The organism is Chryseobacterium sp. ZHDP1, from assembly GCF_018603435.1.
GTDB lineage: Bacteria > Bacteroidota > Bacteroidia > Flavobacteriales > Weeksellaceae > Chryseobacterium > Chryseobacterium indicum.
In genome coordinates this window covers 3404344-3428227 of the sequence record NZ_CP075682.1, presented here as the reverse complement: position 1 = coordinate 3428227, position 23884 = coordinate 3404344, and the positions used below count along the sequence as shown (strand labels likewise).

Here is a 23884-nt window from a genome sequence, read left to right as displayed (position 1 = left end):
AATTGATATTAAAATCTGAACTGTAAATTTACAAAATATGATCTTCCCTGAGTATACCAGTATTTTGGTGCAAACAAAGTGTATTCTCTATTCAAATCCTGAGAGAAGGTAGGATACACCGCATTTCTTGTTTGTTCAAATCCTCCTGTAATATATTTTCTGTTATTTAAAATATTATTAACTGTAGCAGAAATTAAGACATAGTATTTACCGATTACCCAAGATTTTCCTGCATTAGCATTCAGAAAGAATGACGAAGGCAATTTGTTTGGCTGAAGTACTTTTCTAAGATCACTATCTGTAAGCCCGTAATATGGAGTTCCGGTAACATTGTTCTGAACAAACGATTCTGTTCTCACCAAAGCTGCAGGATCTAAATAATTTTCATCAAAATAATTCCAGTTGGCACCTACCCACCAGTATTTCGGGTTGTTGTAACGGAAACCTACCGAGTAAGCCTGTTGAGGAGTTCCTCCCTGACGATAATTGTTAATGTATGCTTTTCCAAGATCTACATACGGAAGACCGTTTGCAAAAACACCTACTGCATCTGATGCAAAATAAGTTTTTGGATCATTCTTATAAGTATACTGTCCGATGCTTGCTAAACCTTGTAATGATAATGTTGGTAACACTTTAACATCAACCCCAAGTTCAACTCCCATATTTCTCTTCTTAACATCCGTCATTACCTGAGATACAAAAGCACTCTGAACATTGGTCTGGTTACCGTCTGCATCCACACTGTTTAATGGAATACCGTCTGCAAAGAATCTCTGAACTGTTGTTTCATTGTCTGTATCAACCAAATAACCTGTTAATCTTAGTTTTAAGAAAGGAGAAGAAATAACATAACTAAGGTCATTTGCATTTACCGTCATGCTCTTCACGTTGGGTGCTACAGATCCGTTTACTCTTGGATTTACAAATAAATCTTCCAGATAAGGGGCCTGATTATAATACGCTCCGTTATAAACAAAGAAGTTTCTACCGTTCAGTCTGTAAACGATCTGTCCTTTCAGACCGTAGTTCCAGTAGTTATAATCCATCCCTTTTCCATAAGAATCTTTGTATAAGTAATGATTGAAAAGACCTTCTCTGTTTGAAGAAGAATATCCTGCCAATGCAGATACGAATACATCAAAAGCTCCCGCTGTGAATCTTACACCCGGATTTACTTTTACTTCCTGTCTTCTGAAAATGTAGTCGTAAGTCATTTTATCACCTACTTTTTTCGTTACATTTTCTTCACCCTGATTGTATAATCCTGATTTTCCCGGCTGGTTTGTTGCAGCAAAAGGATCTCTGTTCAGTACAAAATCAGCACCTAAAAGATCGTTTACTTCTCTGTACTGCTCAGAACGGTAATTCTGATAAGATACGTTTAATAAGAATTTCGTATTATCATTAAAGTTGTGAACAAAGTGAGTAGAAGCATTCCAGATTTTATCATCACTTACATCGTTTACCAAATAATATAATGCTCTTTTACCTGTCTGCCCATAATAGGTTCCTGCAGGCTGCTGCATATTTCTCTGGTATAATCTGTCCCAGTTAAGCTGTGTAAAGTTCGGATCATTGGAAGTCCATCCGTTCATTGCTGCCTGAAAAGCCTGCTGAGCTGTTGTTCCTGTTACTCCTGTAGGAAGAGTTACAGAAGCATTAGGATCTAATGAATCGTAATAACTTGGTAAATTTCTGTAGTATGTAGGAGATGGATTCTGTACATTCTGCCAGTCCAGACGAGAACCTTTGTCTTTTCCGAACTGATAAGATACAGAAGTCCAAAGCGTATTGTTTTTATTGATTTTCCAGAAATCCTGAATCTGGAAGATCGGCTGGAATCCTTTTCTTACTCTTTCACTTCTCTGCTCTCCGTCCTGATATCCCCAATAAGAATTGTAATGAACACCTCTGTAGTTGTATACTTCCTGAGTACTTGGACTTGCAGTAGATCTTCTGTAAGGTGCACCGATGAAATTGAACGTCATCGTGTGCTTATCGTTAAATTTCTTTTCAATTCCTAAATAAGCTCCGTAAGCATCATAGAACGTTCCTTCCTGAATACCTTCTTTCGCCCATCTTCTTGCTCCCATTGCAGTAAATGCCCATCCGCTCTTACTCATTCCTGAGCTGTATCTTAGAGATGTTCTGTTTCTGTAATTTCTGTTGGTTAAAGACTGAGTAAACTGAAATCCTTTTCTATATTCACTCGCTTTAGTATTTTTATAAACCACAGAACTGTTTCCTCCAAATGCATATTCGGAAGGTGAATGATTTGAAGAAATTTCCGGGTATCTTGTAATTTCGTTAAGTCCTCCCCAGTTTCCAAAATCCACATTACCGTTATCAGACTTGATCATGGAAACACCATTTAACATAGTTTCTCCAAATCTTCCATCGATTCCTCTTGGGCGGAACCAATAAAATCCTAAATCAAACGCTGCGATTCTGCTGAAAATGTCCTGAGATGACTGCAGTAAACCGACTGTAGAAGCCTGTCCGCTGTTGCTATCCTCATCGTCTCCATCACTGTCAATGATTGCTAAACCTTGATCCGCGCTTGTAAGTGCAGAATATAGGGTAATCGTCCCTAAATCCTTTTTCTTCTCACTGTCCATTACATCAAACTCCATTACTTTGGTTTCGTAATTCGGTTTTGTAATCACAATTTGGTAATGCCCCGGCTTTAGGTCTACAAACTGGAAGTATCCGATTTTGTCAGCCGTTACATCATTGTCATTCCCTTTAAGATCTACTTCTGCCCTTTCAACGGGTTTTCCTTCGGCATCTTTTAAATAGGCAGAGACCGTAGTCTGTGCAAAATAGTATGACGCTGGAAGTAAAGTAAATAAAGAGACTAATGATAGTTTTTTAATCATGAGTATATTTATTTTTTAAATACTTTTCTTATTAATTCTCAACAGTTTAAAAGTTGGGGACGCAAATTTAGTCAATTTTTAGAATTTACAACTTTTTTTACGTTATTTTTTCTTAACATTGCAAGCTTTTAAGAATCATTATAAATAAAAACGTAAATACCACATTTTAAATTTACAAATATTTAAAATAGCGGGAAGTTAAAAAAAAGTAAATTTGCAGATTAAATAATATTAATAATAACTCTAAGAGAATGAAGAAATTTTTGAGTTTTTTTGCCATCATTTTTTCGATAATGGCATTTTCACAACAGCAGGGTAAACTGAGAAAAGTGGCCACTGTAGGTTTTTTGAATGTGGAAAACCTTTGGGACACGATTCGCTCAGCAGATTATATCGACGGAACTAAAGACATTAAAAACCCGGCTTTTCACAGAAGCATTCCATTGGATTCCGTTAAGTTTTTAGAAGCTGAAAAGTACGACGGACCGTGGAGCGACGGCGCTCTAATTGGGAAAAAAGTTGTAAGATACCAAGGAGGTTCAGAAGAATTTACTCCAAAAAGTGCTAAAAACTACAACACCAAAGTTTACAGAACAAAATTAGCAAATGAAGCTAAAGTAATTTCTGAAATGGGAGCACAGTATACCAAAACAGCTCCTGCAGTAGTAGGCTTAATTGAGGTTGAAAACAGACAGGTTATTCAGGATCTTATTAATGAACCGGCACTGAAGAAATATGATTACGGAATTATCCATTACAATTCTTACGATTACAGAGGAATTGATGTGGCTTTGATTTATCAGAAAAGAAGGTTCACTCCAACAAATTCTTTGAAAAAAGAACTGAAAGTTTTCGGTGATGACGGAAAAAGAGAATATACAAGAGATATCCTGGTTGTTACAGGCTTCCTTGATAATGAGAAAGTGGCATTCTTCATGAATCACTGGCCTTCAAGAAGAGGAGGTGAAGCTATTTCCCTGCCAAAAAGAAATGCAGCAGCAGCTTTACTAAAACAGCAGATGGACAGTGTAAGAGCTGCAGATCCTTCTACTAAATTATTTGCCATGGGAGACTTTAACGACGATCCTGTAAGTTCAAGCTTAAAAAATTATCTGAAAGCTCAGCCAAGCCCGAAAGATTTAAGTGATGCTAATCCTTACCTGAATTTAATGTATCCTTTGTACAAAAAAGGAGTTGCTTCATTAGCATATCAGGACGCACCCAACTTATTTGACCAGATCATTGTTTCTAAAAATTTAATTCAGGATCAGGTTACAAAAGATTATTCGGTTTATAAGGCTGAAATTTTCGCTCCGGCTTACTTAGTGAATAAAGAAGGAAATTACAAAGGCTACCCTTTCCGATCGTGGAACGGCGACCAGTTTACCGGCGGTTACAGTGACCACTTCCCGGCATTTGTAGTTCTCCAGAAAGAACCATAAAAATATAAGGCACTCAGATTGAGTGTCTTTTTTTTGTAACTTTATAAGATGAAAAATTTAGTTTTACTGTTAACACTTTCTTTATTTTCATTCAATTGTTCTGCACAGAGCAATCCTAAGAATGAAAAAGAAAAGTCGGAAATGAAACCATCAAAAAATGATGATGGCGAATGGGATCTTACGGTAATCGATACTCAGTTTGACTATTTTCTGAATGCGGTTGCAAAGCCAATCAGCCAATATTCTGAATCTTATCTAAAGAACAGAAATACTTTTCTTGTTACAGAATGGAATTCGTATTACAATTCCGGACGATACAGAAACGTCATTGAATCCTCGATTGATTATGATCCGAAGGAAAAATACGGTATTAAATTCGAATACAAACTGTATCAGGTTTTTGCATACGTAAACTGGAAATACGGTCTGAAAATGAACGGACTATCGGGAAGTGACACCACAAGATATTAAAAAAGGTTCAGAGCGATTCTGAACCTTTTTTTATGAAATAGTTGAATAATTATTTGTTGAATAATTCTTCTACTTTATCCCAGTTTACCACTTCGAAGAATGCAGATACATAATCCGGTCTTCTGTTTTGGTAATTTAAATAATAAGCGTGTTCCCAAACATCAAGTCCTAAAACAGGAGTTCCTTTTACGTCTGCAACCGGCATTAACGGGTTATCCTGATTTGGAGTTGAAGAAACAGCAACGGAACCGTCAGCATTTTTTACCAACCAAGCCCATCCTGAACCGAATCTTGTTTTAGCAGCATCAGAAAAATCTGTTTTGAATTTTTCGAAACCTCCGTAAGCATCAATAGCAGCTTTTACGTTTCCTATCGGTTCTTTGCTTCCGCCCGGAGTTAAAATTTCCCAGAATAAGGTATGGTTAAAGTGTCCTCCTCCATTGTTTCTTACCGCTGGTTTATCAATTCCTGTCTGGCAGATTTCTTCGATAGTTTTTCCTTCAAGATCAGTTCCTTTAATCGCATTATTTAAATTGTCTACGTATGCTTGATGATGTTTTGTATGGTGGATTTCCATTGTTCTTGCATCAATTGTCGGCTCCAATGCATCGTAAGCATATCCTAGTTTTGGTAATTCAAATGACATAATTTTATTTTTAATGTTATTACCCAAATTTAGCCATTATTTAATCTATATTCAAAAAATGGGGATTACTTTAATAAATCTTTAACATTGATATATTGATTTAGAATGAATTAAATTTTTATGGTAAGAAAGTCTAACGACATAAGGTTTATCAATTTTGAAAAATTTATTTTTGAATCAAAGCTGATAACAAATCAAAGGGTTCAAACAAGAATTTTTTCAGACTTTATTTTAATGCTATATTGAACTTTTTCAGGATCCCAAATTTTGTGGATATAATGAAGTATTGAAATATCATACAAAAACCCTAGCCTCGATTGCAGCAATTGTCTGAGCTCATTTAATGATTTCAGCGGCGGCTTCGCCGCCGCTGAAATCATTAAATAGCGAGTGCGGAAAGCGAGATAAAGCTTCAAAAGAATAATTTAATTTCAAACTAAAAACGAAAAAGCACGAACATTAAACGTCCGTGCTTTCTCTTAACAAATTAAATTCAATTTATTTATTCATCGACATCAGGAATTCTTCGTTATTCAACGTTCCTTTGATGTTTTTGTCTACAAATTCCATTGCTTCAATTGGATTCATTTCAGAAAGGTATTTCCTAAGAATCCACATTCTCTGAGAAGTTACCTCATCCAGAAGCAGATCGTCTCTACGGGTACTTGAAGCTACCAAATCAATAGCAGGATAAATTCTTCTGTTGGCAATTTTTCTGTCTAACTGAAGTTCCATGTTTCCAGTACCTTTAAATTCTTCAAAGATTACCTCATCCATTTTAGACCCCGTATCGATAAGAGCCGTTGCAATGATTGTTAAAGAACCTCCTCCTTCAATCTTTCTTGCCGCTCCGAAGAATCTTTTCGGTTTATGGAGTGCATTTGCATCAACACCTCCCGATAAAACTTTACCTGAAGCAGGCGTTACGGTATTATAAGCTCTTGCCAATCTTGTGATGGAGTCTAATAAAATCACCACATCATGACCGCATTCCACCATTCTTTGTGCTTTCGCCAGAACAAGGTTAGCCACTTTTACGTGCTTTTCTGCCGCTTCATCAAAAGTAGATGCAATAACTTCTGCATTTACGCTTCTTTCCATATCGGTAACTTCTTCCGGACGTTCGTCAATCAGAAGAACCATCATATACACTTCCGGATGATTGGCAGCGATAGAATTGGCAATATCTTTCAGCAACATCGTTTTACCGGTTTTTGGCTGTGCAACGATCATTGCTCTCTGTCCTTTCCCGATCGGAGCAAAAAGATCCACTACTCTTGTAGAAATGGTAGAGCCTTTTCCGGCAAGGTTGAATTTCTCCTGTGGGAAAAGCGGGGTTAAATATTCAAAAGCAACACGGTCTTTAATAAAAGCAAGATCGCGTCCGTTAACTTCTGTTGGTCTTAATAAAGAGAAATATTTTTCGCCTTCTTTCGGTAATCTTACAATTCCTTTTACAGTGTCTCCGGTTTTCAGACCAAAATTTCTGATCTGCGCCGTAGAGACATATACGTCATCCGGAGAAGAAATATAACTGAAGTCTGAAGAACGTAAAAATCCGTAATTGTCGGGTAAAATTTCCAGAACTCCTTCAATACTTACCATTCCGTCGAAACTGAATTCCTTTTTAGGAGCTTCATGCTGTTCCTCCGTTCTTTCAGAATGCTGCTGTTGCTGCTTATTCTGATGCTGGTTTTGGTTTTGATTCGGGTTTTGGTTATGATTTTGATTTCTATGCTGGTTTCCGTTGTTGTTCGGATTGTTGTTTTGTCCTTTTGGGGATCTAGCCTGATGTTGAGGGGAATTATTCGGCTTTTCTTCTGCTGGAGCAGATTCCTGAGATTCTGTGTTTTTTGGAGCTTCTGTTTTTTCCTGAGGCGCTTCTGTGTTGGCTGTATTGGCAGGAGAAACTCTTTTCCTCTTTTTCTTAGTCTGCGCCGCTGCAGTCTGTTCTTCTGTTGCTGCTGCAGGTTCTGTTTTTGTTTCTTCAGCTTTAGGTTCTTCGGAAACGGGTTCTTTCACCTCTGCTTCAGTTTTTTCCTCTGCTTTAGGTTTTGTTTCTTCCGCAGGTTTCGCTTCAGCTTTTGTTTTAGCTGCCGTTTTTTTAGGAGCAGCTTTTCTGGCAGGAGCCTTCGCAGGTTTCTCTGCCGGTTTTTCCTCAGTATTCATACTGGTTTCAGTAGCGTTGAAATATTCTTTTGCTACTTTTGGATTGGAGGCCTGAAAGTCAAGAATTGCAAAGATTTTGTCATTTTCAGTGCTGTTTCTTGCCACTTTAACGCCCAAATCCTTTAAGATTTTAGTCAGTTCCGTTACGGATTTTGACCTTAACGTTTCAATGTTAAACATATTTAGTGTAAAAAATGTAATTAATTGTGAATAAGAAAAGTAAGTCAGGTGACTGTTGTTTTCAAGTACATTCGTATAATGCAAATCTACACTTATTTTTGAATTGTGCAAAATTTATATTACTTTTGCGTAGAATTTAATATTCAATGCTACAAAGAATACAGACTATATGGACTTTTTTAGCAGTGTTGGCTGCTGTGTTTCTGTTCATTACAGGAGAAGATGTTGTTATTTCAGACAGCTTTCCTGTGATTAATATCGGATGTATTGTCCTTGTTTTGGTGGGAGTACTCAGTATTTTCAGTTTTAAAAACAGAAAAAGACAAATTCTGCTGAATAACATCAGCATTATTATAAACGCTTTGTTGATTGGTGTATTGATGTACTGGTTACTAAAATTATCCGGAGGAATAGATTTTCCTGAGAAGGGTATTGAGCCGGTTTTCTCATTAATTGCGGTGATCTGTCTGCTTATAGCAAACATTTACATTAAAAAAGATGAGAGGCTCGTAAAATCTGTAGACAGACTTCGATAACCTTACAACGATTTTTTGAGTGAGAACAGCTTCTTTTAAGGAGCTGTTTTTTATTTTGTGTAATTTTTCATTTAAAAACATTCGCATGCAACATTTCCGCTTATATTGCGACAGATTGTTTATAAATTATTAAAAATGAAAAAACTTACTTATCTTACCTTTTCACTTTTCTCTATATTTTCTTTCGCACAGGAAGTTTCTACGGAAAGAATACAGACTGTTCTTTCAACTCTGGCTTCTGATGAAATGAAAGGCCGCGAAATCGGAACTGCTGAAAATGATAATGCAGCCAATTATATCGCCAAATTATTTAAAGAAAACAATTTAGAGTACTGCACAGGAAATTCTTATCTGGTTCCTTTTGACTACAAAGGAAAAACAGCTTATAATGTTTGTGGCGTTAAAAAAGGAAAAACAGAAAAATTTCTAGGATTTTCGGGGCATTTTGATCATATCGGAACTAGCAACAATCCTCAGGACAATATTTATAATGGTGCAGATGATGATGCAAGCGGAATTACCACTCTGGTAGGAATTGCAGATTATTTCAAAAATAAAAATCCTGAGTTTTCTTTGGTTTTCATGGCATTTAACGGTGAGGAAAAAGGAATGTTGGGTTCCAGAGCCATTTCAAAGGATGAGAATCTGAATCCGATTTATGATAAAATGACAGCGCTGTTTAATTTCGAAATGGTGGCAACAGAATCTGCTTTCGGAAAGAACGCTTTGTTCATGACGGGTGATGAATTTTCGGATCTTGATGAATTATTTAATAAAAATGCCGCGAACGGCTTAAAAATAAATCCGGATCCTTATGCTTCAGAACAGCTTTTCTACCGATCAGACAACGTGAGTTTTGTAAAAAAGAAAATTATCGCCCATTCTTTTTCAACGGTTGATATGACGAAAGCGACGCATTATCACCATGAAAATGACGATATCCACGTTGTGGATTTTAATAATTTAACAACAATAATCAATAATTTCGGGAAAACTTTAGACAAACTTTCGCCCAAGAATTTTGCACCGAAGTATAATGATAAAGTTAGATTTTAAAAGTTAATATAAAAGCTGCCATTCTTCAGGCGGCTTTATTTTTTCCGAAAACTGTAACAAAATAAATGCTGCAGAAACTTATTTTATAAAGTAAAAGGCGATTAAAAACGTCTTATCATTTAAATTACGTAATTTTGCTATCCAATTTTTTCATTGAATGAACGAATATAAAAAAATATTAAAATTCGCAAAACCTCATCAGAAATATATTTTCGGAAGTTTATTTTTCAACTTATTATATTCTGTATTTCAGATTGCTTCATTAGGAACGATTCTTCCTGTTTTGGGCATGCTTTTCGGAACTATTAAAAGAGAAGATTTTGAATCTGCTCCTGTATATTCCGGAAACCTTACAGATTTATTTCCGTACCTGAAAAATTATTCTAATTATTATATTCAGACTTTGGTGGATGATTATGGTACGCTGAATGTTTTGGCATGGCTCTGCGTCATCACGGCATTTATGTTTTTGCTGAGAAACCTTTTCAGATATTTAGGATCTTTTCTGTTGATTAATTACCGTGTCGGTGTTACAAAAGATCTGCGCGGAGAAATGTATCGTAAGGTTTTAGCTTTGCCGGTTTCATTTTTTACAGAGAGCAGAAAAGGAGATATGATGTCGCGTATGTCCAATGACGTAGGCGAAGTGGAAGGCAGTATTTTAGGAAGTTTAGTGGAACTGATTAACGCTCCGTTTATGCTTGTGAGTACTTTAATAAGTTTGTTTCTGCTAAGTTCTGAATTAACGCTTTTTTCTCTTCTGGTTTTACCGGTTATGGGAACTTTAATCGCGTTAATCGGGAAAAGTCTTAAAAAAGATTCTCACGAAGCGCAGAACGAAATGGGAACGATATTTTCTATTGTTGATGAAACTTTAAAGTCTTCAAAAGTAATTAAGATTTTCAGTGCAGAAAAGATTATGGATAACCGTTTTATGGGTTCTATGCAGAGATGGATCGACAGTTCGATACGATTGGGAAGAAAGAAAGAACTCGCGTCGCCAATCAGCGAATTTCTGGGTTCTGTTACTTTTTTAATCATTGCATGGTATGGCGGGAAACAGATCGTTGTGGAACACAGCATTGCTCCTCAGGATTTTTTGGTTTTTTTAGGAATGTTCTTCCAGATTTTACCTCCGGTAAAGAGTTTATCTCAATCAATTTCAAACGTACAGAAAGGAGAAGCTTCTTTACACAGAGTATTGGAAATTCTTGAAGCAGACGTGAAAATTGAAGAAGTTGCTAATCCTGTAAGTATTTCAACACTTAATAAAGCTATTGAATTTAAAAATATCGGTTTTTACTACGATAAAGACCATGCTATTCTTAAAAATTTCTCTTTAAGTATTCCTAAAGGAAAAACGGTAGCTCTTGTCGGACAAAGCGGAAGCGGAAAAACAACGATCGCGAATCTTCTGGCAAGATTTTATGATGTTTCTGAAGGTGAAATTCTGATTGATGGTGTAAATATTAAAAATTTAAGATTAAAAGAATACCGTAAACTTCTCGGGATGGTTACTCAGGAATCTGTATTATTTAACGATACGGTTTACAATAATATTCTGATGGGGAAACCTGAAGCAACAAGAGAAGAGGTAATTGCTGCTGCCAAAATTGCCAATGCAGATAACTTTATTACGAATCTTCCTGACGGATATGATTCTAATATCGGAGATGACGGAGGAAAGCTTTCCGGAGGTCAGAAACAGAGGGTTTCCATTGCGAGAGCTGTATTGAAAAATCCACCGATTATGATTCTGGATGAAGCAACTTCTGCTCTGGACACGGAGTCGGAAAGATTTGTTCAGGATGCACTCGAAAAAATGATGGAAAACAGGACGTCTCTTGTTATTGCGCACAGGCTCTCCACTATTCAAAAAGCTGACTGGATTGTGGTGATGGAAAAAGGAGATATTGTAGAACAGGGAACGCATCATGATCTTATTGCGAAAAAAGGAGTTTATCACAAACTTGTGGAACTGCAGAACTTCGATTAATATCATAAAAAATATATCAAGAAAGAGTATTTCGAGAGGTTTTAAATTCCTTTGGAAATACTCTTTTCAAGTTAAAAGATTTGATACTTTTCAGCTATACTAAAGTGTATTCAATGTCTTAACTTACAGCAGAAAAGCCTCAGTAAAACCAATTACTGAAGCTTTAGATGTATAGTAATTTGTGCTTATTATTGGGTATTTATCCCATTGGTTTCTGCCTGCTTTATTGCCCATGCTAAAGCATTTGCAAAGATGATAGAATTCTGTACCTGCATTCCTCCCAATGCATATCCGTTGCCTGCATATCCATACGTCGACTTTTGTACCGGCAAATATCCTCCTGAACTTGGCGCAACAAATGGCTCAATAGTATTACTTGGATATTGATTACCATTGGCATTTTCGTTACTTAAAAATCCACCGTCTCCAAACCAGATAAAATTAAGCGAACTGTGTCTTAATCCTGAAATTCCCGTTCTGGGAGTTGTGCTGTTAATTGGCTGTGCATAACTGTAAGGAATAAATCCACTGGTAAGACCTGTAATATTAACCGTTGTAGAAGCGTCTTCTCCCCAGTTCTTTCCTCTCACATCTCCGAAAGGTCCGTTAAGTATCGGATCATTTGTATTTACAAGAGCATATACCGAACCAGCTCCTGCTCCATTAGCTGCTGAAATAGTAGGATCAGAGAAAATTGCACGCATCATATTTTGGGAAGAAGCAGCATCATCCTCAAACGCAATTACAACCCCTTTATTATTTAAATAATTTGCAATATACCCCGAAGCTGTTGCATCTGGTGTATAAGCATAGCTGATAATAACAATATCCGGTTTGGTGTTCAGTGCTGCTAATAATGTTGCATTAGAAGGTGCACCGCCTAAAGAAGTATGAGTATAGCCGCCGGATTTTACAACACTGGCTGCTGAAGTTCCAAAGTTTGTCGGAGAATCCATTAAACTTCTCGATGGCCCTGTAAAAGCACTGTAGCCGTAAACTGTTTCTAATCCGATGTGTAAAATTTTCTTCGATGGTATTGTCATTACTACCGTTACATTACAGGTAGATTCACCATCCGCACTGTTGGATGTAATCGTCATTACTTTATCAGCTGTGGATGTTGGTTTGCCCGTGCCGGATAATGTTATGTTCTGATTTCCTGTGGCAGTAAATATTCCTGATCCGCTGAAAGAAATTCCGTCTACTGTATTTGTTGTGATAGAATAACTTCCCAACGCCGTTACTGTAACAGGTAGTGTTATCGTGTTGCCTGCACCGAGAGCCGTTCCTTTTGTGTAAACGCCATTTACTGTTGCGCTTCCGCATGAGACAGAATAGGTTGCTGCTGAACTCAGTACATTCACCGTTACTGCCGGTGTACAGCTTACACTTACACCGTTTGCAAACAACTGAACAGTATCAGACTGAACCGCAGAAGGTGTTCCCTGCCCTGCAACCTGCACTGTCTGTATTCCTGTGTTTAGAAAAACACCTGTTGCGTAAAAATTATAACCATTGGTTGTGGTTCCCGTAATCGTATAGCTTCCTTTTTTGGTGACATTTACGGTTACTGTAAGATAATGTGATGTGTTAAGTGTTTTTCCCTGAATATAAGTACCACTGGCTTTTGTATTCGCACAATCTATTGTAAAAACAGACTTTCCTATTTGCCCGCAGACGCTTTTCCATTCATTGTCTGCAAGACTCCAGTAATTAAGACAGTCTTCTGTAGTATTGTAAACCGTAAGACCGTCATCATTCGCGGGATTGATGGTAATTGCATCCCGCTGTGTTACTGTAAGACGGGGAATTAAAATACCTTTGTTATTATTGACGGAAACAACGTCTAATACAGAATTTGGGTTGGGAGAAGCAGTATTAATCCCTACAGCACCATTGTTTTGGGCGAAAAAGTTTCCGAAAGAGAAGAACAGGGCAAAAAACAGAGTTCTTACCAGAAATTTTGTAGATTTTGTATTCATCATGTTTTATTTATGGATTAAAATTTGAAATAAAATATTTATTTTATAAGCAGAAGCAAAGTTATCATCTATTAGCTCGTTTATTAGCAAATTGTGGCACGCAATATCACGCGTACGTAGTAAAACTTACTGTTTTTCAATATCTGAAGAGAAATCATAATGACGAATAGTTATATCTTCATAAGAAAACTATTAATATTGACATCCGAAGGAATATTCAGTTTTTTCCGTATTCTGTATTTTTTACTCTCTACTGCTCTTATGCTGTTATTAGTACACTGAGCAATTTTTTTCGTATCGAAATCCAGTTTCATTAATGCACAGAAATACAATTCAGAATGAATAAGATTAGGGTTAATCTGTAAAATTCCCGGAATAAAACCCGGAAAGAAAACCTGAAACCTCTCAAAAAACATTACCGAATTTTTCTCTGCCAGTCTGAATATTTCATCAATATTTTCATCGGTAAGCTGATTAGCCTGCATCTGACTTTTCATTAATCTAGAATTGGTCTTCATCAAATCTTCAATGGTTGAATCTTTAATTTGTGTGTTTTCGAGAAGTCCATTTATTAACTCGTCTTTTTGGCTTATAAAAACAATATCCATTAAAAAAGAAACGACAGAAAATAAAATGTTAAGCAGCTTTATGGTAGAGTAATCCTTTTCTTTCAAAAACTTACTTCTCGGTAAAAAGCTGAAATCAAAATAAAGGCAGGCAATAAAATTAAAACTGATAAAAAAAGTCAGAAAATAAATTTCTTTTTTGTTTTTTCTGTAATTTAAAAAGAAAGGAATTGCAAAGAGAATACTGAAATAAAAGTATTCTACTCCAACGTTTTTTGAACTGTAAATATTAAAAAAACTTACAATAAGGGTAAGTAAAACCAAAATGCCTACCACTCCGAATTTGAGGGTTTTACGAAATGTTGTGGTTTTATCTTTAATTGAGATTAAAAGAATCCAGAATAAGGTAATAGTAATAAGGAATATAGAAATAATAATATCCCTGAAAAAAGTAATGATAAAGATAGCATAGAATAGAAAAAGAAAAAAAAGAAAAAATAAATAACGATTGATAAGTTGGTTATAATCATTTTCAAAATTACTTCTCTCTCCTTTATTGAAGATAAGCTTGTAAATCATTTTATGTTTTTTTATTTGTAGTTCAAGTAGCTATTTGTACAATTATTCTATACAATACCCAAATTATTCTTAGTTATAAACAAATTTTACAGAAAACAACGAATTGATTCTGAAAATATCAATCTTAAAATGATTTGTATTTAAAATAATTGAAGATCAGCTATTTAATTATATCAAAACTCTACATTACAAATATAAATAATTAAATATTTACTATAATTTTGAAAATATTATTTTTTATTTCTAGCAAATCAAAAAAACAACTAATGAATTTTTCTGCAAAATTAGCTATTGCAGTCAGTTTTTAAGTTTTTACAAATACTCAATTCTACTCACGCGTAGTAAAGCGTAGCCTTTTAAACCTTTACAGAAAGTGTTTTGACTTTTAAAATTGATTTTAGCCGTTTATCTCTTTTAAATATTCTCTGGGAGATTTGCCCATAATTTTTTTAAAAGCTCTGTTAAACTGAGATTGATGAACGAAGCCTGCACTTGTATAGATAACCTTTAAAGTGTATTTTTTATGAATATCTTTTTCAAATTCCTGTATAACAAAATTTATTCTGTAGGAATTGATAAAATCATTAAAGTTGGTTTTCCCTTTTTGGTTCAGAGCTGCTGAAATATAAGTTCTGTTGGTGTTTAACGCCTGTGTTAAGTCATAAATACTGGCATTAGAATTCAGGTAAAATTTATCCTTTTCGGTATAATCAATAATCCGTCTGTATAAAAGCATTAATTTATCTTCTTTTACTTCGGAGACAGGTAATAATGGAGTTTCTTTCTCTAAAGTTTCATTTTTCTGTTCAAAATTGTTCTGAATTTTTACACTATTAAATTCTATTGCATAATAGATATGGAATGTTAACAGAAAGAGGAAGAAGAAAAAGTGGAAGTATAAAGAAAATAAATTATAAATCCATAGAAAAAAAACAGTATTAACGTCCTTGCTTTTCCAACTCGGGAAGCTGTTCCATTCGAAAGAGCTGTACACCAATAGAAATACAACAAAAAAAAATGCAGAATAAAGAAAAGTATATTTAAAATTATTTACATAAGAAAAAGATATAGGGAATAAAATTAAATAAATAAGAGTAATTGGAAAATCCGGAAATTTAGATATTGAATTATATACGATCATTGCCATCTGAACGCAGTTGTTAAAATTAACAAGATGTTTGAATTTGAAATTATTTAAAAAATCTATTTTCCACAGCAAAATCAAAGACGATAAAAAACTTACTAGCGCAAGCAGGGTATTGTATTTGGTAACAATACCATAGAAATAAAAATCTAAAATTTTTATCGTTATAATTACTAAATCTAAAAATAATTTAATCCACAAATATTGTCTGATGAATACCTGACGTTTATTATACAGAATTTCCTTACTATAATTCATAAATATTAAGTGCCTATATACTTTATTAAATAAACAGAAAATTTAAACATAAAATTTTAGTGAAATGGAGTTCTTATTAATGTCTATCAGTATTATAGTATTTATTTTTATTTTTTTCTAATCTATATCTTAATAACTGCTACTTATCTGTTCGATATAGAATGTCTGTAAATTTAACTGCAGCTCACAGCCTCTACAATTTATGAAAGAATCATTTTTAGAGTTTGCTCCAATAAAATATTTCGGATTACATGTATTAATTCCTACTTGAGCGAAAAAGACCGTTGAAAATATTAAAATAGAGGGAATAATATTTTTTTTCATTGTTGTTCTTAGTGTAAATATTAAATAGTTCTGAAATTATAAATAAGCAAAACAAAAATAACAGTTTTAAAATTATGTCACCCAAATGAAATTTTTCCAAGGTAATAAATTAAACTATTTAGTAAAAAACAAAGATAAAAAATGCTACTTTAACAAAACGAAATATTTACAAAAACTACTGTTTTACAATATTTTAGACAGTAAATGAACTCATTCATCAATCCTCCGTTTATTTTTACATTTTAGTTTTTATTTGTATTTACTTTTACAAATGGATCAAACAATGAGGTTAACTCAAGTGTATGTATAATTTCAATATTAAATACTGCCGTTAAATAATTTCCACTTTTCATATCAATATATTATCAAAACTACAATTGTATTTTACCATATAATTCGTGTTTTAATGAAAGTATTGTGAACTTTATTGAGCAAAGTTTAGACTTTCTTTTATAATAATTTGGTAATAAATAGTCTGCGCTGTTTTTGTTTCAGAATATGCTTGCAAAATCCATTTGGCTCTATCATTTCATGCGCAATGGCTATCAAAAAAAGTCAAAAAACAATGAGCAAAAACATTAAAATAAAAGGTAAATTATATCCTTCTACCATAAGTTTAGTAATGGATTTGGTAGGCGGTAAATGGAAAGCTTTAATTTTATACCATCTAAAAGATGGTGAAAGACGCTACACTGAACTTAAAAACGAGATGGATTTTATTACAGATATGTCCTTAAGCTTATATTTAAAACAATTACGGGATGATGGTCTGGTTTCAAGAAAAGTTTACGGAAAGAAACCTCCATTAAAAGTAATCTACAGTTTAACCGATTTTGGTAAAACACTTATTCCTTTACTGGAAGCTATGGATAACTGGGGAAATCTTATATTAGAACAACAAAATAAAAACATCTGATGAAATTTTACCGACCTTCTTCCACGAAATTCAGCAGAAAGATTGACAATACATTGATCTCGGGATTTCCTTCAACGTTATAGTCTTTCACGGAAAAAGCTCTTAAGGATAAACATTAAGAGCTTATATTTGTTTTCTAAGAACTCTGAACATTATGGAACTCTGAACTGTTCAATTCTGAGATATGCTTTTGTAGTTGAACAGGTACCATTAGGACATGTGGTTGCATCTAAACCAATCGCAGCAGCATCATTATTTGAAAACATACACGTTAATACGTAGGCAACCTGAGCATTATCATTTGTGGTCCATGTGTAGGTTCTGAATTCAGGCTTATTTCCGTTATAAAGATTCGAAATTCCCCAAGCTGCTAAAACACCTTCCTGAAAAGGACCTCCGAAAGCAGTCCCATCACCTCCATACCATTTTCCTGCCTGAGGAAAAGGATTATCGTTATAAGCAGATACAGTCTCTGGATTACTGGAATTAGCAGTTGTACGTTGGGTTGAACCATTCCAGAAAATACTTGGTGTACCGGAGTTACTTCTTATCTGTAAGTTTACGCCTGAATTTAGGTTACTAACTCCATCTTGTACAAATATTCTGACAGAAAATTTTCCATCGGGAGAGGTAACATATTTGTGATATCCGGGAGCCGGATCATTTGTTGAAACCAAAGGTCCCAAAGTGATCGATTGGCTGTATTCAGCGGCAACCTGATCGCCTACTGCAGCACTGCAATTCTGACCACTGGTAAGAAACGGCACTAAACCATTGCCGGAACTCCCTTGTATAGGAAAAGTAATTGCTGTAGGGGAAGAAACAGAAGGTGTTCCCCAGACTGAGAAAGAAAGCTGGCCACTGCCTGTTGCAAGCTCTCCCGGAAGAAGTTTTATGTTCAATCCATTTACGGTAACTGTAGTTCCTTCCTGATAGAGACCGCCGTTACCTCCTGTATACGGGATTTTTAAAATCCCATTATAAGCTACCCCGCTGGTATAGGTTGCAGGAGATAAAGTCGCAGCGTTGCAGGTTAAAGAAGTTATGGTAGGCGCTTTTGTAGATTGATTATTAATTGTTCTCCATTCGGTTCCATTCCAAAAAACAAATCCTTTATAAGTTAAAGCTGCTGATCCGTTATTATAGACTAACATACTGGTTAATGGATTAGGGATGGTAACAATATCTGTGGTACTTGTAAGAGCTACTCTAGGAATTAAAATACCTTTATCTGCGGCAGTTAAATCTAATAATGCCGATGTATTCGGAGTCTCAGTTCCAATCCCCAGATTTCCGTTATCTTTTATAACAAAGGCGGTATTTAATGGTCTTACGGTAGATCCGTCAGATTTAGTTCCCAGTTTTACCATCTGGTTGGTGTTGTCATTTACAAATGCATCATTTGTAAGATCTCCGGCACTTCCTCCCCCGCTTAAACCTACCCAGGAAGAGATTCCGTCCCAATAGTAAAATCCTTTATTATAAATGCCGGAATTGTTTATTAGATATACCAGCTGTCCATTCACAGTACCGTTTACATTCAGTGCTGTAACTCTGGGAACAAGAATACCATCTTTACCGTGTACAACACCGGGAACGGCTACCCCTGCATTTCCGGTATCGTTTTTTCCTCTGATATCCAGCGTCGCCTCAGGAGATGACGTATTAATTCCCACTTGGGCAAAAGAAGAACAACTCAGCCCGATCAGATAAAAAATATAAAAATTTCTCATTTCGTAGTGTTTAAGTTAAGGTTATTAAAAAAGCTGCTAATTACATAAAAGAAAATTAGATGAATTGAATCATGCCGTAATAATGCATAAACTCATTATTATTCACCTGATTATCTCACACTTAATGAGACAAAATTATAGTATATATCAATCTCTACCAATACCTATCATTTTTGATAGGTTAAAATATTTAAAGCTTTTTTTTAAATTTAAATTTCAAAAAAATTTGGAAATCCTTTCAGATATTGATTTTTGAAAAAGAAAAAGAGAGGCTGAAAAACCTCTCTTTGTATTATAATAATTTTGTATCAATTTCTATTCATCCTTCATTCTGGCGATTACATCAAGACCTCCTTTCGTGATATCACCAATTTTACATACAATTTCTGTATCTAAAGGAAGAAATACGTCCATTCTGGAACCGAATTTAATGAAACCGAATTCATGCCCTGCTTTTGCAGCATCGCCTTCATTACAGTAGAAAACAATTCTTCTTGCCACATATCCTGCAATCTGTCTGAAAACCACTTTATGATTGGTTAAACTTTCCACCGCAACGGTTGTTCTCTCGTTTTCCGTAGAAGATTTTTCATGCCATGCTACAAGATATTTTCCCGGATGGTATTTCTTATAAATTACATTTCCTGAAACCGGATATCGGCAGATATGTACATTAAGCGGAGACATAAAAATAGAAACCTGAATGGCTTTTCCTTTGATAAACTCATCCTCTTCAACTTCTTTTATCATTACTACTTTTCCGTCTACCGGAGCAATCACATTCTCTTTGTGATCGAGAATTTCACGATTCGGAACTCTGAAGAACCAAAATACTAAACTGTAGATTACCAATAAAGGCAGAATGATCACCAATGACCACATTTCAAGAAAATAAATAGCCAGCGCACCCAAAATGATGAACAGGATAGTCGCAACGGTAATAGTTCCTTTTGATTCTCTGTGTAATTTCATGAGATTAAATAAATTTTTCTAAAATAAAGTACAAATATACGACAGGAACACAAATAATGAAACTATCCAGTCTGTCTAATACGCCTCCATGTCCCGGAATGATGTTTCCGCTGTCTTTCACGGCAAAATTTCTTTTCAGCTGGCTCTCCACCAAATCCCCGATCGGCGCAAAAGCAGCCACCAGAAAACCTACCACCATCCAGTTTCCGCGAAGATCCGGATGATAATGTTCTACAAAGTAAGACAGGATTAAAGTAAGAACAACACCGCCAATATAACCTTCCCATGTTTTTTTAGGAGAAATTTTAGGCGCCATTTTATGTTTACCGAAGAATTTTCCGGTTAAATACGCAAAAGTATCACTGCTCCAGATCAGGATAAACAGAAACAGAACTTCTAAAGAAAAACTGTTATCATAGCTTCTAAATTTGGGAAGCCCCAAAGCAAAGCTGAAAGGTAGTGCCACATAAATTACCGTGAAAATAAGCTTTCCGCTGTCAAAATATAATTCGTTCGGGAATTTAAATAAAGTAACGGCAGCAATCACAATAAGAGCCATTGCAAGGATTTCACTCAGTCTGAAATCGAAAAAGAAATCAAAATTGAAATACCTTTTCGAGAATACATAAAAAATAAAAATTACCAAAGGGAAAACAACAAACCGTTCATAGCCTTTCCCGAATTTCATGATTTTAAAACATTCCCAAGAACCGACTCCCATTAAAAGAGTGATTAATCCGTAGTACAGATATTGCTGCTTCACGAGATCCGGCGAAATACTGTTGATTAAATGAGCTCCAAGCGGAGTGGTACAAAGAATAATAACTGCTACGTAAACAATTCCTGATAAGGTTCTTTGAATGAGATTTTTGTCCAAGATGTTAAATTTTAAATCTGATGCTTAATCTTCAAGCAACAATAAAAACAGTTTTGTGTTGGTATGGGAAGAAGTATCCATTTTCGACTGTCCACCGCTGATGGAAGTCAGATTTTTGATATTTCCGTTTCTTTTGATCTTTCCCATCGCATCATTCAGGTTGTTCACAATCTGTGAAATATTCGCCATGATGATAATTTTATCCGGCAGTCTGGAAGAATGATAATGAAGGATATTATTGTGAGAAAGCATAATTCTTCCGTCGTACGCAATAAGATATTCGCAGGTAATGAAACTTGCATCGTTATTGCTCTGGAGTTCGGAAGTATAAGGCGTTTTTACGACATTCAGGAAATTCTGAAGGTCTTTATCCCAACAGAACATATTATGTATCCCTTCAATTTTAATAATCTGGTTCAAAGTCTGTAACGCCTCCGCTTCATCTGCACAGTAATTAAAAAAACCTCCGGAATGCGTAAACAGTTGGGCAAACTTATAATCGAGATCCGCATTTTTCAGCGAATCCCCTAGCTTTTCCAGGCTTTGTCTTTCATCCTGCTCCGGCTGGTTCGTAAGTTTGCTTACAATCTTCTTAAATAAATTCAATTTGATCTATTTTTAGTCAACTTTATACAAAAATATAAATTAATCGTATAGAAATCCAAAAACATACCGAGAAATATAAAAAAACCCGACAATTTCAGAACTGTCAGGTTTTGTGTTATTTAAATTTAAAGAAATTTTAAAGCTGTGTCGGGCTTTCAGGAGCCTGAATTTCACTGTCTCCTTCTTTTTCTTTAGTCAGAATCTGTTCTTGCGGTTCCTTAGCATCCGGAATCGTATTGGTAACAGGTTTCTCTGTTAATTCAGGATCCCATGCTCTCTTTCCGAAAATTTCTTCAAGGTCTTCGCGGAAGATTACTTCTTTTTCTAAAAGCTTATTTGCCAGAGCATCAAGCTTATCTTTATTTTCAGTTAAAATCTGAACCGCTCTGTCATACTGATTTTCGATAATTCCTTTGATCTCAATATCAATTTTCTTCGCAGTTTCTTCAGAATAAGGTTTTCCGAAAGAATATTCAGACTGACCTGAACTGTCATAATAAGAGATATTTCCAATATTCGGACTCAAACCATAAATAGTTACCATTGCCTGAGCTCTTTTGGTTACACTTTCAAGATCAGAAAGCGCTCCGGTGGAAATATTATTGAATATCACCTGCTCTGCTGCTCTACCTCCCAATGTTGCACACATTTCGTCCAGCATTTGTTCTGTAGTTGTTAACTGTCTTTCTTCCGGAAGATACCAAGCCGCACCTAAAGAACGTCCTCTCGGAACAATCGTTACTTTCAATAGTGGTGAAGCGTGTTCTACCAGCCATGAAATCGTAGCATGTCCAGCTTCGTGATAAGCAACTCTTCTTTTTTCAGAAGGTTTGATGGCTTTATTTTTCTTTTCAAGACCACCGATAATTCTGTCTACCGCATCAAGGAAATCCTGTTTCGTTACCGAAGCGTGGTTATTTCTTGCTGCAATTAAGGCAGCCTCATTACAAACATTCGCAATATCTGCTCCACTGAATCCCGGTGTTTGTTTTGCCAGGAATTCTCTGTCTACAGTATCATCAAGTTTGATTTTCTTTAAATGAACATCAAAAATCTGCCTTCTTTCGTGCAGTTCCGGAAGGTCTACATAAATGGAACGGTCAAAACGTCCGGCTCTCATTAACGCTTTATCCAGAATATCCGCTCTGTTGGTAGCAGCCATTACGATAACATTGGTATCGGTTCCGAAACCATCCATTTCAGTTAAAAGCTGGTTCAGCGTGTTCTCTCTTTCGTCGTTTCCGCCAGAGAAATTATTTTTTCCTCTTGCACGTCCGATGGCATCGATCTCATCAATAAAGATAATCGCAGGAGATTTTGCTTTTGCCTGAGCAAAAAGGTCTCTTACTCTTGAAGCTCCTACCCCAACAAACATTTCCACAAAATCTGAACCTGAAAGCGAGAAGAAAGGAACTTTCGCCTCTCCCGCTACTGCTTTTGCCAATAATGTTTTACCGGTTCCCGGAGGACCCACTAAAAGAACTCCTTTCGGAATTTTACCTCCCAGTTTGGTATATTTTTCTGAGTTTTTAAGGAAATCCACCACTTCCTGAACTTCTTCTTTCGCTCCTTCAAGACCTGCAACATCTTTAAATGTTACCTGAATTCTTTCTTTTTCGTCAAAAAGTTTTGCTTTCGACTTTCCGATGGAGAAAATCTGTCCGCCGGGTCCGCCTCCGCTTCCCATTTTTCTGAAAAGAAGGAAATAAAAGATCCCTAGAATTGCAATCCAGATTAATGCCTGAATTAAAAAGCTCGTTAACGGGCTTTCGCCTTCCGCATAATCTTTAGACGTTTTTATCGCCGGATTTTGCATTCTGATGGCATCAAATTTTTCAAGGAAAAGTCTAAGATCTCCATATTTAAGCGAGTAATCTGCCTTTGGAGCCATTACAAGCCCCGAAAAAGGATTCGATTTATCGTCTTTTTTTACAGTTGCTGTTTTCGCAGCCTGTGTTAAAAATACATCGGCTTTCTGAGCCTGTTTGTCAATTAAAACTCTCTGGACTTTTCCTGCCTGCATTTCTCTGAAGAAACCATCTTCATCGATTGTCTTACCGCTGCTGTCGCCCATAGAATTGGCTACAAAGAACAGCACAAGTGCCACAATCATGATAGGAAAAAACCAGTTAAATCCTTTATTGTTCATTTATACTTTTTAAAATTTAATAATTAATTTTCGATTTTCGTAATCACAGCATCTCCCCAAAGTTCTTCAATATCATAATACTCTCTTACTTCTTTCTGGAAAATGTGGACTACCACGGAAACGTAATCTACCAAAACCCACATAGAGTTTTCGGTACCTTCTACGTGCCAAGGTCTGTCTTTAAGGTCGTTTCTTACTTTTTTCTCTACACTTCCCGCTAACGCCGAAACCTGCGTATTTGAGTTTCCGCTACAAATGATGAACGTTTCTGCTACTGAATTTTCGATACTGGAAAGATCAAAGATCATGATATCTTCACCTTTTACATCCTGGATAGCCTCTACAATTTTATCTATTAGCGCTTGTTTTTCTACTGTTTTATTCATTAAAAAATACTATA

At 35.5% G+C, this 23884-nt stretch carries 18 protein-coding genes; 6 read left to right on the top strand and 12 right to left on the bottom strand.

What is annotated here, in order from left to right; all coding sequences use genetic code 11:
• Positions 1-8: 8 nt before the first annotated feature.
• Positions 9-2882 carry a carboxypeptidase regulatory-like domain-containing protein gene (locus tag KKI44_RS15625; protein WP_214588215.1) on the bottom strand — a complete coding sequence of 958 codons (2874 nt, stop codon included), beginning with the start codon at positions 2880-2882 and terminating at the stop codon, positions 9-11.
• Between the two features lie 251 nt (positions 2883-3133).
• On the opposite strand from KKI44_RS15625, the gene KKI44_RS15620 reads away from it, so the two are divergent.
• Entirely contained in the window at positions 3134-4324 is a 1191-nt protein-coding gene (locus KKI44_RS15620) for an endonuclease (RefSeq protein WP_214588214.1), read from the top strand.
• A gap of 48 nt (positions 4325-4372) precedes the next feature.
• Entirely contained in the window at positions 4373-4795 is a 423-nt protein-coding gene (locus KKI44_RS15615; protein ID WP_214588213.1) for a DUF6146 family protein, read from the top strand.
• Between the two features lie 49 nt (positions 4796-4844).
• On the opposite strand, the gene KKI44_RS15610 is transcribed toward KKI44_RS15615, so the two are convergent.
• Together KKI44_RS15610 and rho are read right to left on the bottom strand one after the other, a co-directional pair.
• The gene (locus KKI44_RS15610) at positions 4845-5441 is read right to left on the bottom strand and encodes a superoxide dismutase (protein ID WP_214588212.1); all 597 of its coding nucleotides are present in this window, start codon (positions 5439-5441) and stop codon (positions 4845-4847) included.
• Positions 5442-5939: 498 nt separating this feature from the next.
• The gene (gene rho, locus KKI44_RS15605; protein ID WP_214588211.1) at positions 5940-7790 is read right to left on the bottom strand and encodes a transcription termination factor Rho; all 1851 of its coding nucleotides are present in this window, start codon (positions 7788-7790) and stop codon (positions 5940-5942) included.
• A 146-nt stretch (positions 7791-7936) separates the two neighbouring features.
• Here rho and KKI44_RS15600 point away from each other — a divergent pair, with 146 nt between their 5' ends.
• The 3 genes from KKI44_RS15600 (at position 7937) to KKI44_RS15590 (ending at position 11378) form a co-directional block, all read left to right on the top strand.
• On the top strand, positions 7937-8326 hold the full coding sequence (locus KKI44_RS15600) for a DUF4293 family protein (protein ID WP_076391587.1): 390 nt from the start codon (positions 7937-7939) through the stop codon (positions 8324-8326).
• 135 nt (positions 8327-8461) lie between these two features.
• Entirely contained in the window at positions 8462-9382 is a 921-nt protein-coding gene (locus KKI44_RS15595; RefSeq protein WP_214588210.1) for a M28 family peptidase, read from the top strand.
• Between the two features lie 157 nt (positions 9383-9539).
• The gene (locus tag KKI44_RS15590; protein ID WP_214588209.1) at positions 9540-11378 is read left to right on the top strand and encodes an ABC transporter ATP-binding protein; all 1839 of its coding nucleotides are present in this window, start codon (positions 9540-9542) and stop codon (positions 11376-11378) included.
• 188 nt (positions 11379-11566) lie between these two features.
• Here KKI44_RS15590 and KKI44_RS15585 read toward each other — a convergent pair whose 3' ends face one another.
• From KKI44_RS15585 to KKI44_RS15575, 3 genes are all read right to left on the bottom strand, one after another.
• The gene (locus KKI44_RS15585) at positions 11567-13363 is read right to left on the bottom strand and encodes a hypothetical protein (RefSeq protein WP_214588208.1); all 1797 of its coding nucleotides are present in this window, start codon (positions 13361-13363) and stop codon (positions 11567-11569) included.
• Between the two features lie 167 nt (positions 13364-13530).
• Positions 13531-14505: a helix-turn-helix transcriptional regulator gene (locus KKI44_RS15580; protein ID WP_214588207.1), complete on the bottom strand. Its 975-nt coding sequence runs from the start codon at positions 14503-14505 to the stop codon at positions 13531-13533.
• A 397-nt stretch (positions 14506-14902) separates the two neighbouring features.
• Complete coding sequence (locus KKI44_RS15575; protein ID WP_214588206.1) at positions 14903-15907, bottom strand: helix-turn-helix domain-containing protein; 1005 nt, start codon at positions 15905-15907, stop codon at positions 14903-14905.
• A gap of 889 nt (positions 15908-16796) precedes the next feature.
• On the opposite strand from KKI44_RS15575, the gene KKI44_RS15570 reads away from it, so the two are divergent.
• On the top strand, positions 16797-17147 hold the full coding sequence (locus KKI44_RS15570; RefSeq protein WP_214588205.1) for a winged helix-turn-helix transcriptional regulator: 351 nt from the start codon (positions 16797-16799) through the stop codon (positions 17145-17147).
• 152 nt (positions 17148-17299) lie between these two features.
• On the opposite strand, the gene KKI44_RS15565 is transcribed toward KKI44_RS15570, so the two are convergent.
• The 6 genes from KKI44_RS15565 to rsfS all read right to left on the bottom strand — a co-directional run bounded on the left by KKI44_RS15565 (position 17300) and on the right by rsfS (position 23870).
• Entirely contained in the window at positions 17300-18880 is a 1581-nt protein-coding gene (locus tag KKI44_RS15565; RefSeq protein ID WP_214591209.1) for a hypothetical protein, read from the bottom strand.
• A gap of 315 nt (positions 18881-19195) precedes the next feature.
• Entirely contained in the window at positions 19196-19852 is a 657-nt protein-coding gene (locus KKI44_RS15560; RefSeq protein ID WP_214588204.1) for a phosphatidylserine decarboxylase family protein, read from the bottom strand.
• Positions 19853-19856: 4 nt separating this feature from the next.
• Positions 19857-20729: a phosphatidate cytidylyltransferase gene (locus KKI44_RS15555; protein ID WP_214588203.1), complete on the bottom strand. Its 873-nt coding sequence runs from the start codon at positions 20727-20729 to the stop codon at positions 19857-19859.
• A gap of 24 nt (positions 20730-20753) precedes the next feature.
• Positions 20754-21335 (bottom strand): LUD domain-containing protein, encoded by a 582-nt coding sequence (locus tag KKI44_RS15550; RefSeq protein ID WP_214588202.1) that lies wholly within the window; start codon positions 21333-21335, stop codon positions 20754-20756.
• 136 nt (positions 21336-21471) lie between these two features.
• On the bottom strand, positions 21472-23484 hold the full coding sequence (gene ftsH, locus KKI44_RS15545; RefSeq protein ID WP_214588201.1) for an ATP-dependent zinc metalloprotease FtsH: 2013 nt from the start codon (positions 23482-23484) through the stop codon (positions 21472-21474).
• A gap of 23 nt (positions 23485-23507) precedes the next feature.
• The gene (rsfS, locus tag KKI44_RS15540) at positions 23508-23870 is read right to left on the bottom strand and encodes a ribosome silencing factor (RefSeq protein WP_214588200.1); all 363 of its coding nucleotides are present in this window, start codon (positions 23868-23870) and stop codon (positions 23508-23510) included.
• Positions 23871-23884 lie beyond the last annotated feature (14 nt).